Origin of the sequence: Skermanella stibiiresistens SB22, assembly GCF_000576635.1 — a bacterium.
In the GTDB taxonomy this organism is placed as follows: Bacteria; Pseudomonadota; Alphaproteobacteria; order Azospirillales; family Azospirillaceae; genus Skermanella; species Skermanella stibiiresistens.
Window position 1 is genome coordinate 90,354 of the sequence record NZ_AVFL01000021.1, and the last position, 13,545, is coordinate 103,898.

Genomic DNA, 13,545 nt, shown 5'->3' on the forward strand with positions numbered 1-13,545 from the left:
CTGGATCAATCCGGTTTTTTACTACTTTCGCGCGGATCAGGCCCTGCGCTGCTTGAGATCGCGCACCAGAAAGCGGGCGGGATGAAGCGCCGCCATCATCTCCCGCCGAGCGGCGAGGTCTGGCGATCCGGATTCTCCGGTGATCAGCGCCGCCAGCAGTTCCCCGGCGAAAGGCGCCGTGACCAAGCCCCGTGCCCCCAGGCCCGCCAGCACCCATAGTCCCGGATGACACTTGGCATCTGGAAAGCTCCGCTCCAGCTTGCCTTGACGCAGTCCAGCGAAGTCCTCCATGAAGCGGTCGTGGATGACGACCGGGCCGACCAGCGGCAGATGGTCGGTCGTCATCGCCCGCAGCGACGCCCGCCCACCGAGTGGTGCCGCGCCGGCGAACAAGTCCGGGAGAAGAGCGGCGGCCTCCGCGAGGTTGCTGGCGTCGTCGGAGTCGCTGGGATGTTGAACCAAGGCCGGTACCGCGTCCTCGACCCGGTCGAAGGTGGCGCCGATCAGGTATTCCCCGTCACGGGCCGGAATGACATAACCGCCATGGCTGATCACGCACCGGGGGCCTTCCCGGTTTCGGCTGGCCGATACCCTGGTGACTTGGCCGCGGCGCGGCGATAGGGGAAGCCAGTGGGTTTGCTCGAAGGCGCGGGCATCCAGGCTGTTCGCCAGGATCACAACATCGGCGGGCTCCAGGTCGCGGCCATCGGCGCAACCCGCGTGCCACGCTCCACCTTCGCGCCTCAGGTCGACGATCTGGCACTCCAGATGGACGATGGCGGTGTCCGAGAGCAAGCCGCGGGAGTACGACGCCGGATCGATCCAGCCCGCGTCCGGAAACCATAGGGCTGGATGATCGATGCGAACGCCGGCCAACACCGTCGCCTCCTCGGCGGCAACGGCGCGCATTGCGGAGGTCGGCAAAACCTCGGCCCGCAGGACGGCGGCATGGCTTTCCACCTGCCGATGGTTGATCGCCAGTTGCAGCACGCCACAGGCCGACCGATCCACCGCCGAACCCAACCGCGTCAGTTCCCGCGAACCATGAAGATAGGCTTGCGTGTGGAAGAACCGCTCGGGCGACCGTCCCGCCACCAGGCGCGGCATGTGGATGCCGGCTGGGTTGCCGGACGCTTCGGCGGCGACACGCCCGCGCCGTTCCGCCACCGTGACGCTCCAGCCCCGTCGCGCCAAGGCGGCCGCGGCGGAAGCTCCCGCGATCCCGCCGCCGACCACGAGCGCCCTGGCCGGTGCCACGATCGGCGGTGGCGGCCGGAACCACGGTGGAATGCCGTCCGCGGCCTTCATTACCGTACGATCATTCCGGACGGCGTAACGCCACTTGCCGACCAAAGTTCTTGAACCGCTTCGGAGTGGCGTCGTCCGCGACGCAGTCCGCCATGCCGTCCGGATCGTCGACCACGAAGCCGGCGAGGATCTCGACGCCATAGCTGAACAGCCGAGGCGTCAGGGGAGTACCCGGACCGGCCAGCGCCACCCGCGAGCCGCGCGCCAGATCGAGCAGCCGGGGCAGGGAGCGGTTCGCCAGCGTCGATGCCGTGATGACCGCCGCGGCACACCCCGGCAACAGCCAGTCGGCGGCGGCCGCCGGGTATTCATCGGCGCTGGGCAGGGCGTCGATCACCCGGGCGCGCGGCATCCGGCGCGCCACGTCGGGAAATGACCCGACGCAGACGACACGGCCTTCCTCGCCGGTGAAGGCGTCCAGGCCATTGGTGTTCGGGCCCTTGGTGTTCGGGCCATTGCCGTCACCGGCGACGATGTCGGGCCGATTGTAGTGGGCGTTGATTGCGGCCACACCCAAGGCCGCCTCGAACAAATCGGTCGACTGGACCAGCGCGGCGAGTCCCTTCAGCCCCAGCGCCGCGAAGCCCTCCAGCGGACGGCCCGCTTGGTCCGCGCCCCGCGGCACCCGGGCCAAGCCGCAGCCATCGGGCCCCTCGACCAGTAGCCAATGGGCGCCCCGCGTGACGCGCTGGACCTCGCCATCCCCAACCCCGAACAGGAGGTCTTGATATAGCCGCTGGCCACCCCACCAAGCCCACAGCGCCGCCTCGTCGGGTCGCAGCAGGTCGCAGTGGCCGCCGCAGAACTCCAGCCAGTCGTCGATCAGGCGGCCCGAGACGGCGGTGAGGACAGGATATCCTTCGGACATGGCCCATAGCAGCTCATCGGCCAAGCCCCCGCCACTTTTCTCCAGTCCGCCGAACTTGTTGACGATCACCAGATCGGGCTTGCCGTCCAACGCCGCGCGCAGCCGCGATCCGGCTTCGGCCACCCCGGCCGGATCGACCCGGCACGAATTAGAGCCCGTTCCCAGATCCTGTGAGATCCGGATGGCGTCGCCGCTGGCGACGTCGACCAACTCCATGACGCAGGCGCAACCATCGCCGACATCCTGATTGCGCTGGATCAAGCCCGCGACGTTGAAGCCCCGCCGGCTCAGTTCGCTGGCGAAATCGCCCAGCAGCGTGTCCGTCATGGCCTTGGGCCCATGGATGACGGCACCGGGTCTCAGTACCGGCATCGAGACTGGCACCTTACCCACCGCCACCTCCCGCATGTCGTGATCCACTCCGAAGGAGCGGCGCGGGAGTGTAGGTCATGCCAGCGGCGGAGTCACCGCCGCCGGCCGACCATCGTCACATCTGTTCGCTTTGGGCGCCCGAGCCCTTGCGCGCCGGTCCCAGCACCGGCTCGTCGCCGAGCGGCGCCGCCTGGACGGCGGAGAAGGTGCCCTTGCCGTCCATCGACGCGCCTTGCGTGAACCGGCCGGCGGGAGGTGCCTCGCCATCCTTGTTGGTGCCGAAGAAGGCGTAGCTGTATTCCTGCTTCTCCAGGCTCTGGTCGAAGCTGTTCGGGATCGGCAGGGCCGCGGCGCCGCCCAGTTCCTCCAGTACCGCCAGCCATTGCTGCTGGTGCATGGTGTCGCGGGCGATCAGGAAGCTCAGCATGTCCTTCATGCCGGGATCGTGCGCCGCGTTGTACAGCCGCACCGCCAGGGTGCGCCCCGTCGACTCGGCCGTGACGTTGGCGAACATGTCGCCCGCCAGATTGCCGCTGGCGTAGACATGCGAGCAATCGAACGGCACGCCGTCGGCATTGCCGGGGAACGCCGCGAGACCGGTCGAGAGCAGGTGTTTGTGCAGCATCCCCTCGACGGTGTGCCGGGGGCGTTCGCCGCTCATGACGGCGTTGACGAGCGGGTTGGACTCGGCGGCGGTCTCCTGGAGCGACAGCGGAGCGTCCTCCAGGTTCAGGGCCACCGCGGTCGCAAGCATCTCGATATGGCCGATTTCCTCGGTCGCGGTATGCAAAAGCATGTCGCGATACTTGGTGGTCGGACCGCGAGCACCCCAGGCTTGGAAGAAATATTGAAGACAGACGCGGATTTCGCCTTCTATACCACCGATCGCTTGTTGAAGCTGGCGTGCGAACAACGGATCGGGGGTCTCGACGCGAACCGGATACTGCAGACGCTTATCATGATAGTACATGGCGGAAACCTTCGTCTTACGGAATGACGCCTCCCGCAACAGAACGAAGGTTATGCCGTCATGAAAAAAATCGCCCCTACCACCAATGCGCGGTCAGCCGGCGTGGAGGCTGTTCGGCGCGGTGTGGATGGTCACGTTGCCAATGCCAGCCAGCATCTGGCGGAGACGGGCGACGACCTTCTGCCCATCGGCTTCCTTGGCGGCGACGGCGCAGACGACCATGCGATCCTGCGCGCTGGTGTCGAGCAGGATATGGTCGGTGTGATAGACGCCAGGACTGTATGCGACCAATCCGCTTCCCTTCAGCAGACCGCGCAGTTCCTCGACGGTGAGAGTGTTGGGTTCCGCGACGATTTCGACCGCGCTGATTTCAGCTATGCTCATGGCGTGATTGTTCCCCGACCCCTGGTTCAGCGGCCTCGGCTCATCCAGACGAAGCCATCCCGGATATGATACCGCGCCGCAACAAAACCATGAGGCGAGATTTGGCGGAGCCATAAGAACTTTAGCGGGATCCATCCGGATTACACCACGGGCGGAACGTGCCGATCACTCCGCCGGGGCTGGTGTGGGGTCTCGATCCGGGCGGCCCTGGACGCGCCGGGTGGTCCATTCACGCATGTTCTGGATCACGACGTAGAGCATAGGTATCACGAACAGGCCCAGGCTGGACGCCGTGATCATGCCACCAAACACCGCCGTCGACACGCCGCGCCGGCTGGCCGCCGCGGCGCCCGCGGCGGTCACCAGCGGCACCAGACCGAAGATGAAGGCGAGACTGGTCATGATCACGGCGCGGAACCGCAACCGGGCACCCTCGCGCGCCGCGTCCTGGATCGACTCCCCCGCCTCGCGCCGCTCCTTGGCGAATTCGACGATCAGGATGGCGTTCTTGCTGGCGAGCGCGATCAGCACGACGACGCCGATCTGGGCGTAGACGTCGTTCGCCAACCCAGTCACCATCAAGGCCAGCATGGCGCCGCACAGTCCAACCGACACCGACAGCAGGACCGCGATCGGGATGGTCCAGCTCTCGTAGAGTGCCACCAGGAACAAGTAGGCGAACAGCACGGCCAGGGCGAGGATGATCGGGGTCTGGCCCGCCGCCTCCTGCTCCTGCAATGAAATTCCCGACCACGCGAACGAGAAACCCGCGGGCAGCGTGTTTTCCGCCACCTCGGTCATGGCGTTCAACCCATCGCCCGAGCTGAAGCCGGGGGCGGGCGACCCCTGGATGGCGACGCTGCGGTAGTTGTTGTACCGGTTGATCGCCTGCGGCCCCAATTGGAACCGTACGGAGGCGAGGCTTCGCAGCGGCACCATGGACCCGCTGGCGCTTCGGACATGGATGCGCCACAGATCCTCGACCTGATCGCGGTCCTTGGCCTCGGCCTGGACATTGACCTGCCAAGTCCGGCCAAACTTGTTGAAGTCGTTGACGTAGAAGCCGCCCAGCGTGGTTTGCAGCGCGTTGTAGACATCGCTGACCGCGACACCGAGCGCCTGCGCCTTGTCGCGGTCGACCTCGACGAACAGCCGGCGGGTATCGACCCGGTAGGTTGTGAAGACCTGCGCCAGCCTGGGATCCTGGTTGGCGGCGACGACCAATCCGCCGGCGGCGGCCGACAGCCGCGCGGGCTCTCCCCCCGTCAGGTCCAGCAGCCTGAAGTCGAACCCCGCCGTGTTGCCCAAGCCGGAGATCGGCGGCAGGTTGAAGGCCAGCACTTGGGCGTTCGGCACCGTCGCGGTGCGCTGGGTGATCTGGTTCAGCACGCCGAAGGCCGAGGTTTCCGCCTCCGCCCGCTCCTCGAAGGGGTCGAGCAGCACGACCATGAAGGCGGCGTTGCCGGTCTGCAGACTGTCGAGCAGGCTGAAGCCGGCCACCGCCGTGACGCTTCGGACACCCGGAATGTCGCGGACCTGGGCCTCAACGTCGCGGACTACCTGTTGTGTCCGGTTGAGCGCCGCGTTCTGCGGCAGCCGGAGTTCCATGAACAGGGCGCCCTGGTCCTCGTCTGGCAGGAAGCCGGCGGGCACGATGGTGGACAGGCCGAAGTAACCGCCGAACGCCACCCCGACCGCCACCAGAGACAACAGCGAAACCCGCACCAGCCGGTTGACCACGCGCGAGTAACCGTTCCGCGTGTTGTCGATGCGGTCCTGGATCCAGCCCATGACCCGGCCATGCTTCTCGTGCGGCTTCAGCAGCAGCGCGCACAGTGCCGGGCTCAGCGTCAGGGCGTTGACCGCCGACAGCAGCATGGCGACCGAGACGGTCAGCGCGAACTGGGCGTAGAGCGAGCCGGTGATGCCGGGGATGAAGCCGACCGGGATGAAGACCGACAGCAGCACCAGGGTGATCGCGACGATCGCGGGCGTTATCTGCGACATCGCCTTCCGCGTCGCCTCCCGAGCCGGCAGGTTCTCGTCGCGCATGACCCGCTCGACGTTCTCGACCACCACGATGGCGTCGTCCACCACGATGCCGATCGCCAGCACCATGGCGAACAGCGAGATGGTGTTGGCCGACTGGCCGAACAGCAGCAGGAACGCGAAGGTCCCGATCAGCGCCACCGGGACCGCGATCAGCGGGATCAGCGTCGCCCGCCAATTGCCGAGGAACAGGAAGACGACCACCAGCACCAGCACGAACGCTTCGATCAGCGTGGTGACGACCTCCTCGATCGACGAGGTGACGAACACGGTGGTGTCGTAGGTCACCTCGTAGTGAACGCCTTCCGGAAAGCGCGATTTCAGCCCGTCCAGCACCCCCAGGACCTGCGACGCCGTGGTGACCGCGTTGGCCCCCGGCGACTGGTAGATGCCGAGCACGGCGGCCGGCCTGCCGTTGGATGTCCCGGCGGAGGAATACGAGCGCGCCGCCAGTTCCACCCGCGCCACGTCGCTGAGGCGCAGCAGCGAGCCGTCGGCGTTGGCGCGCAGCACGATGGCCTTGAACTGATCGACATCGGTCAGGCGGCCGGCGGCCTGGAGCGAGAATTCGAGCTGCTGGTTGTCCGGCTGGGGCTGCGCGCCGATCTGGCCGACCGCCGCCTGGACGTTCTGCGACTGGATCGCGGTGACCACGTCATTGGGCGACAGGCCGAAGCTGGTCAAGCGGTCGGTCTCCAGCCAAACCCGCATGCTGTAGTCGTACTCGCTGAACAGCCGCGCCTCGCCCACGCCGGGCACCCGCGAGATTTCGTCCAGCAGGTTGATGCGGGCGTAGTTGTTGAGGAACAACTCGTCGTACTCGGGTGATTCCGAGACCAGACTGATCATCTGCAGGAAGGCTGACGACTGCTGGCGGACCTGCACGCCCTGCCGCGCCACCTCCTCCGGCAGGGACGCCTCGGCCAAGCGCACCCGGTTCTGGACATTGACGGTGTTGATATCCGGGTCCGTGCCGACGGCGAAGGTGACGGTCAGCGTGTAGCTGCCGTCGTTGCCGCTGGTCGAACTCATGTAGATCATGTCCTGGACGCCGTTCACCTGGCTTTCGATCGGCTGGGCGACCGTCGCCTCCACCGTCTCGGCGTTGCCGCCGGGATAGACGGTGGTGACGCTGACCTGGGGCGGCACGATGTCGGGGAACTGGGCGACCGGGATGCGGGTCAGGGCCAGCAGGCCCGCCAGCGTGATCACGATCGAGATGACCATCGCCAACCGGGGGCGGTCGATGAAGACGGAGGAGAGCATGGCTCAAGCCCCCTGGTTGGGATCGACCGGACTGGGCTGGACGGATGCTCCGGGGCGGACCTGCTGGATGCCCTGGATCACCACGCGGTCGCCCTCCTTCAAGCCCGACCGGACGACGACGCGGCCTTGCTCCAGCGTCTCGCCGGTTTCCACCCGCAGGATCCGCACCTTGTCCTCGCCATCGACGCCGAGAACGAAATTGCCTTGCTGATCGGCCTGGATCGCGGCTTGGGGGATCGTGATGGCGAGTTCGGCCTGTTTGGGTTGGATCAGGACGCGGACGAACTGACCGTCGCGCAGCATCTCCTGGGGGTTGGGCACCTCGGCGCGGATCGGCACCGTGTCGGTCTGCTGGCTGACCGTGATGCCGACGAAGTTGACCGAGCCCGGGTGCGGATATTCCGTGTCGTCCGGCAGCATCACGCGGACCACGAAGTCGTTGGCGTCCAGTCCCTCGTCGCCCGCCGCGCGCTGGGCGTCCAGCAAGGTGCGCTGGCTGACCTGGAACAGCACGTGGATGGGATCGCGTGTCACCAGTTCGGCCAGGGGGCCTGACTCCGGGTTGACCAGGTCGCCCACGTCGAACAGCGCCAATCCGATCCGGCCGGCGATCGGCGCGCGGATCTCCGTGTAGCTCAAGTCGATCTCGGCTTGCCGCAGGGCGGCCTGCGCCTGGAGCACCCCGGCTTCCGCCGTCCGGGCGGCGGCTTGCCGCTCGTCCACGGTCGCTTCCGCGATGTTGTTGCGCTGGACCAGTTCCTGGGCGCGGCGGAGCTGGACCGTCGCATTTTCGCGTTCAGCCTCGGCCCGGGCGAGATCGGCGCGGCGCTGCTCGACGATGGCTTGGTAGATCTGGGGCTCGATCCGGAACAGCGGCTTGCCCTGGTCGACGATCTCGCCTTCCCTGAACAGCCTCTCCTGGAGGAAACCCGTCACCCGCGCCCGGATCTCGATCCGCTGGACCGCCTCGATCCGGCCGATGAAGGTTTCCCCGATGGTCACCGGCTCCGGCTTGACCTGGAAGACGCCGACCGGGATCGCTTGCCGCTGTCGCGGGGCGCCTTCCTGCTGGGCCTGCCCGCCGCCCTGATCGCAGGCGGACAGCGCCAGCAGGGCTAATGCCGCGACCAATACTCGGCGTGGGGCGATGTGCGGGGGGACTGGCAACCTTCTCATCGCCTTGGCTCCGTGGGCAAGCGGGCTGGGCCACGGTGATGCGGCGATCCCGGATACGGTTGCCAAACGCGCGAGAAAGCCCGTGGTTCAAGCCCGCGGCTGAAAGTAGCCTATTTGTTGGGCGCCTGAGTGGGGGCCGTGGTCGGTGCCACGGCCGACAGCACGACGCGGGCGCGGATGACCAGCTTCTCCGAAACGTTCATCGGCGATTCCTCCGCCGCGTCCGCCGGTGCCGCCATCGCCATGGGCATCGCCGCTTCGCGGGTCTTGCGGACGAAGGACTGCACCGGCGCGTCGGCGAAGTCGATATTGCCCATGCGGAACGAGCGGCCGGGGAAGCTCTGCTCCAGCGACTTCAACTCGGCCGCCGCCTTGCCATAGATCTCGGCGCGCAGCCGCGCCCGGACTGTCTCGGTCTCGGCCAGGGTCGGGGTGAACTCGATCGCGCCGATCCGGAGCTGAAGTCCCGGCCGGCTCGCCTGCTTCGCCTTGTCGGCCAAGCCGCCGAGCGCCGATTCCGGCAGGCGGGCCTCGATCACCGCCCGGCGGCGTTCCAGTCCGGCTTGGTCGGTCGAGCGGTCGAACTGGACGATCCGCCAGTCGGCGTTCGGAACCAGTGCCCCGACCGACTTCAGAAGATCGTCGCGTTGCCCACCCGAATCGGATCCTTGGCCCGACGCCGCGGCGTCGGCGACGATCGAGACGCGCGCCGTATCGGTGCCGACCCAGTCCTCCGCCGTCAGGTCCAGCACCACCTGATCCATCGTCGGAGCGATGATCTGCGCCGCGGCGGGGGTGCCGAGGACCAAAGGCAGGCCTAGGGACAGACCCAAGGCGAGCGGAAGGGCGAGGGACGGAAATATGCGTGGCATGCTTGGGGATCCAGGCTCAGAAATCGAGGTCGGCGTAGTGGGCCGGCGGCGGGTTGCCGGGTAGGGCGTCGCCCAGCAGGGGCCGGAAGCAGCGGCGCGACTTGATGCGCGAGTACCACAGCCGCGCTTCCGGATGATCGTCCCAAGGGACGTCTCCCAGGTAGTCGACGGCGGAGAGATGGGCGCCGGCGGAAATATCGGCCAAGCTGAAGGTGTCGCCAGCCAGCCAGTTGCGGCGCTCCGCCAGATAGGCGATGTAGTCGAGGTGATAATGGATGTTCTGCAAACCGGCCCGGATCGCGGCGGCGTGGGGATAACCCCAGCCGAGATACCGCTTGATCAGCTTCTCGCCGACCAGGTTCTCGGTCACCTCCGCGTTGAACTTGCCGTCGAACCAGGACACCAGCCGCCGCGTCTCCGCGCGCTCGGTCGGTGTCGATCCGATCAGCGGCGTGTCCGGATAGGCCTCGTCAAGGTACTCGCAGATGGCGGTGTGATCCGCCAGGGATGTCCCGTCCTCCTCGACCAGCACCGGCACGTCGCCAGCGGGGTTCAAGGCCAGGAATTCCGGTCGCCGGTCCGAGATCTTTTCGACCTGCAATTCGAAGTCGAGCCCCTTCTCGCCCAGCGCTATTCGCACTTTGCGGGAGGACGCCGAGAGCCAGTAGTGATACAGGGTTCGCATGGGGTGGGCACCATAACGCAAGCTTTCCGCCAAACATAGGGGGCGCTTGGCGGTATATGCCCATTTGGCGAAGCGCCGCGAGAGACATCAAGTGGTCGCGAGCAGGCGCGGTTTGATCACGCGCGAGGCGGGCAGCCGGATGGTGACCGTCGTTCCGACGCCGGGCTGGCTCCGCAACTCCAGCGTTCCGCCGTGCAGATTGACCAGCGACCGGGTGATCGGCAATCCCAGGCCGGTGCCGGACTCGCCGGCCATGTAGGCGTTGCGGGTCTGGCCGAACGGTTCCAGGACCTTCGTCATCTGATCGGCCGCGATGCCGATGCCCGTGTCCCGCACGCTCATGACGATGTCGCCGTCGTCGGCCTGATGGCCGGTGACCTCGATCTCGCCGCCGCGCTCGGTGAACTTGACGGCGTTGGTCATCAGGTTGATCAGGATCTGCTTCAGCGCCCGCTCGTCCCCCATCACGGGAGGCAGGCGGTCGATGTTGGTCTTCAAGGTCAGGTCCTTGCGCAGGGCCCGCTCGCGCACCAGCCGGATGACGGGATCGATGATCCGGGTCAGGTCGACCTGCTCCTCCTCCAACTCATAGCGGCCGGCCTCGATCTTGGACAGGTCGAGGATGTCGTTGATCAGGCTCAGCAGGTGGCGCGCGCTGTCCAGGACGTTGCGGTTGTACTCGGTGTAGCGCGGCGAGCCGAGCGGACCGAAATATTCCTGGTCCATGATCTCCGAGAAACCCAGGATGGCGTTCAGCGGTGTGCGCAGTTCATGGCTCATATGGGCCAGGAACTCCGACTTCGCCTTGCTCGCGGCTTCCGCCAGCCCGCGGGTCTCCTCCGCCTCCCGGCGCGCCTGATCGAGCTTCCGCGCCAGCACCGACAGGTCGGCCGCCTGCCGTTCCAGCCGGTCGCGCGCCTGGAAGATCTCCTGCTCGCGGCGCTTCTGGTCGCTGATGTCCAGCAACACGCCGACCGACATGCGCTGTCCGTCCGCGACGTATTCATCGACCGCGAGATAGGCGGGGAAGGTGCGGCCGTCGCGGGTGCGGGCCATCACCTCGCGGGCGACGCCCAGCGTCGGCTCGGCCCCGATCGTGGAGTTGGGCAGGGGCGGTATCAGGGTGTCTATGGTCAGGCCCTTTGCCTCCGCCGCGCGATAGCCGAACAGGTGCTCCGCGGCGGGATTGAAGAGCTGGATGCGGCCCTGCTCGTCGTGGACCAGGATGCCGGTGACCGCGACGTCCAGGACCGCCCGCAACCTAGCCTTGCTGTCGGCCAGCGCGCGCTCGTTCTCGCGCAGTTCCGTGACGTCCTGGATGATGCCGAACAGCCGGATGGTCTGGTCACCCTCGGTCCTGCTGCGGGTGAACTCCTCGCGGACGTGCCGTTCGGTGCCATCGGGACGGATGATGCGGTATTCCCGCGTGCAGTCCGGCCCATCGGCCAGATCGGCGTCGTTCAGCCGCGAGCGGTCGTCGGGGTGGATCGAGGCGCGCCAACTTTGCAGGGTCGGCGGCGAATCCGGATCCCGGCCCCAGATGTCATAGAGGGTGTCGGACCAGACGACGCTGCCGCTGGTCAGGTCGATCGCCCACCAGCCGATCCCGGCGAGACGTTGTGCCTGCCGCAGCCGCCTTTCGCTCTCGCGCAGCCGCTCCTCCTGACGCTCCCGCTCGGTGACGTCGTTGGCGGCGACCATCAGGAACAACTGACCCGACGCGTCGGAGAAACCGCCCACGGTGATCAGCACGCGCCGGATATGGCCATCGGAATGGCGCAGCCTGAGGATCTGCGGCGGTTGCGGGTCACTCGACCCGCCGGAGCGAAGCAGGTCGTTGGCGCGGTTGCGCTCATCGGCGGGGAAGGCCTCGATGAATGGGCGCTGGACAAGCTGTAGTTCGGACACGCCGCACAGCGCGCCATAGGCCGCGTTGGCCCGCGCCACCCTGCCGCCGGCATCCACCATGCAGAATCCGGTCCCCGCCGCGTCATAGGTCGCCGAGAGCAGTCCATGGGCCAGCACCTGACGGCGGTACTGGGCCAGCATCAGCACGACCACGGTGGTGAAGCTCGTCAGCACGATCGCCGCGATCAGCGAGTTCTGCGCCAGATCGCGGTTCCAGTCGGCCAGCACGTCGGTTTCCGCCAATCCCACCGCGACGAACAGCGGAAGGGTTCCGATCCGCTGATAGGCGATGATGCGGGATTGATCGTCGAAGCAGCACTTGACGCTGACCGACGCGGGAACCTGCTGTTGGCTCCCCAGGATGGTCCGCAGCAGGATGTCGTCCGGCAGCTTGCGGCCGATCAGGTTCTCCTTGAAGGGATGGGAGGTGACGATGGTGCCGTTCTCGTGCATCAGGAACAGGATGCTGTGCGGCCCGGTCGCCATCGAGTCGAAGAAGCGGCGGGAAATGTCCGGCTTGACCGCCGCGGCGGCCACGCCGGCGAAGGCGCCGTCGCGTGGCCTGCTGATGCGTCGGCTCATCGAGAAATAGATGTCGCCCGCGACGCCGTCCATCGCGGGCGGCCCGACGAACAGGCTGGGACCGGAGGTGTCCTTGTGGGCTTGGAAGAAGTCGGTCCGCGAATCATCGATCGGCTCGACCGGGTAGCGGCGGGAATGGATGCGGACCAAACCGACTGGATCGATGATCAGCATGTGCCGGATCTGGGCCAGTTCGCTGCCGATGCTGCTCGCTTCCAAGGTCGCCAGATAATCCCAATCGCTCCAGGAGTCACCGATCTCCGAGATGTTCAACTCGCTGAAATGCTCGACCGCGCTGCGGAGCGCGATGTCGTTGATCTCGAACATGCGGAGCGTGTGTTCGGTGGCGAGATTGACCAGCGCCCTCGATTTTTCCGCGGCCTGCGCCAGGGCGTCGTTTCGGGTGGTCCACTCGTTGTAGCCGAGCATCGCGACCACCACGAAGAGCAGCACCGCGTAGATCCGGATGAAGATTGTCGGCGTAACACGCTGTTGGGTCACGAGAGTTCCAGGATTGGAGTCACTCAGGCGGAGACCGTGCGGTCGCCTGTCCTAAGACATAGCACGAAGGTGATACCTTGCGCCACGCAAACGGATTGCGACCGATTGAACCCTCTATTTCAGATATACTACATATGGTTCCAGAAGAGAGACCGCCGTGGGGGCCATGACCCATCCATTTCGCTCATAGAAGGCGCGGGCACCTTGGTTGGCCGCGAGGCAGCTCAGGCGGGCGGGCCGGAACAGGTGGGAACAGGCGTGGTCGAGCAACAGGCTGCCGATGCCGCGATGCTGCCATCGGGGATCGACGAACAGGTTGTGCACGAAGTTCTCGGGCCGGTAGATCGATGCGAAACCGACCACGACCCCATGGGTCTCGGCGACCCAGACCTCCTCGTCCTCGTTCGCGCGCGGATAGTCGTCCAGGACGAAGGTGGCGGCCGGCTGCCAGTGGAACGCGGCCCGGCGCGAGGCGAGGTAGATTTCGGCGCAACGCGGACCGTCGGCCGTCCTGGCCAACCGGGTCGTGATGGAGGCTCCCTCACACTCGGGCATGGCGTCGGTTCCCTGCGCGGCCACCGTTTCCAAGTCCATCCGCCGGGAC

At 66.7% G+C, this 13,545-nt stretch carries 10 protein-coding genes; all 10 read right to left on the minus strand.

Annotation, left to right across the window (positions count from 1 at the left end):
* Positions 1–36: 36 nt before the first annotated feature.
* A complete protein-coding gene (gene mnmC1 / locus N825_RS24275; protein ID WP_037457827.1) occupies positions 37–1,308 on the minus strand; it encodes an FAD-dependent 5-carboxymethylaminomethyl-2-thiouridine(34) oxidoreductase MnmC1 in 1,272 nt (423 codons plus the stop codon).
* Positions 1,309–1,318: 10 nt separating this feature from the next.
* On the minus strand, positions 1,319–2,548 hold the full coding sequence (locus N825_RS24280; protein WP_037457931.1) for a DUF2478 domain-containing protein: 1,230 nt from the start codon (positions 2,546–2,548) through the stop codon (positions 1,319–1,321).
* Between the two features lie 115 nt (positions 2,549–2,663).
* Positions 2,664–3,518, minus strand: a complete 855-nt coding sequence (locus N825_RS24285) for a manganese catalase family protein (protein ID WP_037457828.1) — start codon at positions 3,516–3,518, stop codon at positions 2,664–2,666.
* 93 nt (positions 3,519–3,611) lie between these two features.
* Positions 3,612–3,902, minus strand: a complete 291-nt coding sequence (locus N825_RS24290; RefSeq protein WP_037457829.1) for a hypothetical protein — start codon at positions 3,900–3,902, stop codon at positions 3,612–3,614.
* A 165-nt stretch (positions 3,903–4,067) separates the two neighbouring features.
* Positions 4,068–7,217: an efflux RND transporter permease subunit gene (locus N825_RS24295; protein WP_037457830.1), complete on the minus strand. Its 3,150-nt coding sequence runs from the start codon at positions 7,215–7,217 to the stop codon at positions 4,068–4,070.
* 3 nt (positions 7,218–7,220) lie between these two features.
* Positions 7,221–8,393: an efflux RND transporter periplasmic adaptor subunit gene (locus tag N825_RS24300; RefSeq protein WP_063833916.1), complete on the minus strand. Its 1,173-nt coding sequence runs from the start codon at positions 8,391–8,393 to the stop codon at positions 7,221–7,223.
* Positions 8,394–8,503: 110 nt separating this feature from the next.
* On the minus strand, positions 8,504–9,265 hold the full coding sequence (locus tag N825_RS24305; protein WP_157619515.1) for a hypothetical protein: 762 nt from the start codon (positions 9,263–9,265) through the stop codon (positions 8,504–8,506).
* A gap of 16 nt (positions 9,266–9,281) precedes the next feature.
* Positions 9,282–9,950, minus strand: coding sequence for a glutathione S-transferase family protein (locus tag N825_RS24310; RefSeq protein WP_051512916.1), 669 nt, complete (start codon positions 9,948–9,950; stop codon positions 9,282–9,284).
* Positions 9,951–10,037: 87 nt separating this feature from the next.
* Complete coding sequence (locus N825_RS24315) at positions 10,038–12,941, minus strand: PAS domain S-box protein (protein WP_037457832.1); 2,904 nt, start codon at positions 12,939–12,941, stop codon at positions 10,038–10,040.
* A 114-nt stretch (positions 12,942–13,055) separates the two neighbouring features.
* Complete coding sequence (locus N825_RS24320) at positions 13,056–13,496, minus strand: GNAT family N-acetyltransferase (protein ID WP_037457936.1); 441 nt, start codon at positions 13,494–13,496, stop codon at positions 13,056–13,058.
* Between the last annotated feature and the right edge of the window lie 49 nt (positions 13,497–13,545).

Bases quoted from the DNA above. Each gene is read 5' to 3' on its own strand.
- N825_RS24305 (WP_157619515.1), bottom strand. From the start codon at position 9,265: ATGCCACGCATATTTCCGTCCCTCGCCCTTCCGCTCGCCTTGGGTCTG.
- mnmC1 (WP_037457827.1), bottom strand. From the start codon at position 1,308: ATGAAGGCCGCGGACGGCATTCCACCGTGGTTCCGGCCGCCACCGCCG.
- N825_RS24300 (WP_063833916.1), bottom strand. From the start codon at position 8,393: ATGAGAAGGTTGCCAGTCCCCCCGCACATCGCCCCACGCCGAGTATTG.
- N825_RS24295 (WP_037457830.1), bottom strand. From the start codon at position 7,217: ATGCTCTCCTCCGTCTTCATCGACCGCCCCCGGTTGGCGATGGTCATC.
- N825_RS24280 (WP_037457931.1), bottom strand. From the start codon at position 2,548: ATGCCGGTACTGAGACCCGGTGCCGTCATCCATGGGCCCAAGGCCATG.
- N825_RS24320 (WP_037457936.1), bottom strand. From the start codon at position 13,496: ATGCCCGAGTGTGAGGGAGCCTCCATCACGACCCGGTTGGCCAGGACG.
- N825_RS24290 (WP_037457829.1), bottom strand. From the start codon at position 3,902: ATGAGCATAGCTGAAATCAGCGCGGTCGAAATCGTCGCGGAACCCAAC.
- N825_RS24285 (WP_037457828.1), bottom strand. From the start codon at position 3,518: ATGTACTATCATGATAAGCGTCTGCAGTATCCGGTTCGCGTCGAGACC.
- N825_RS24310 (WP_051512916.1), bottom strand. From the start codon at position 9,950: ATGCGAACCCTGTATCACTACTGGCTCTCGGCGTCCTCCCGCAAAGTG.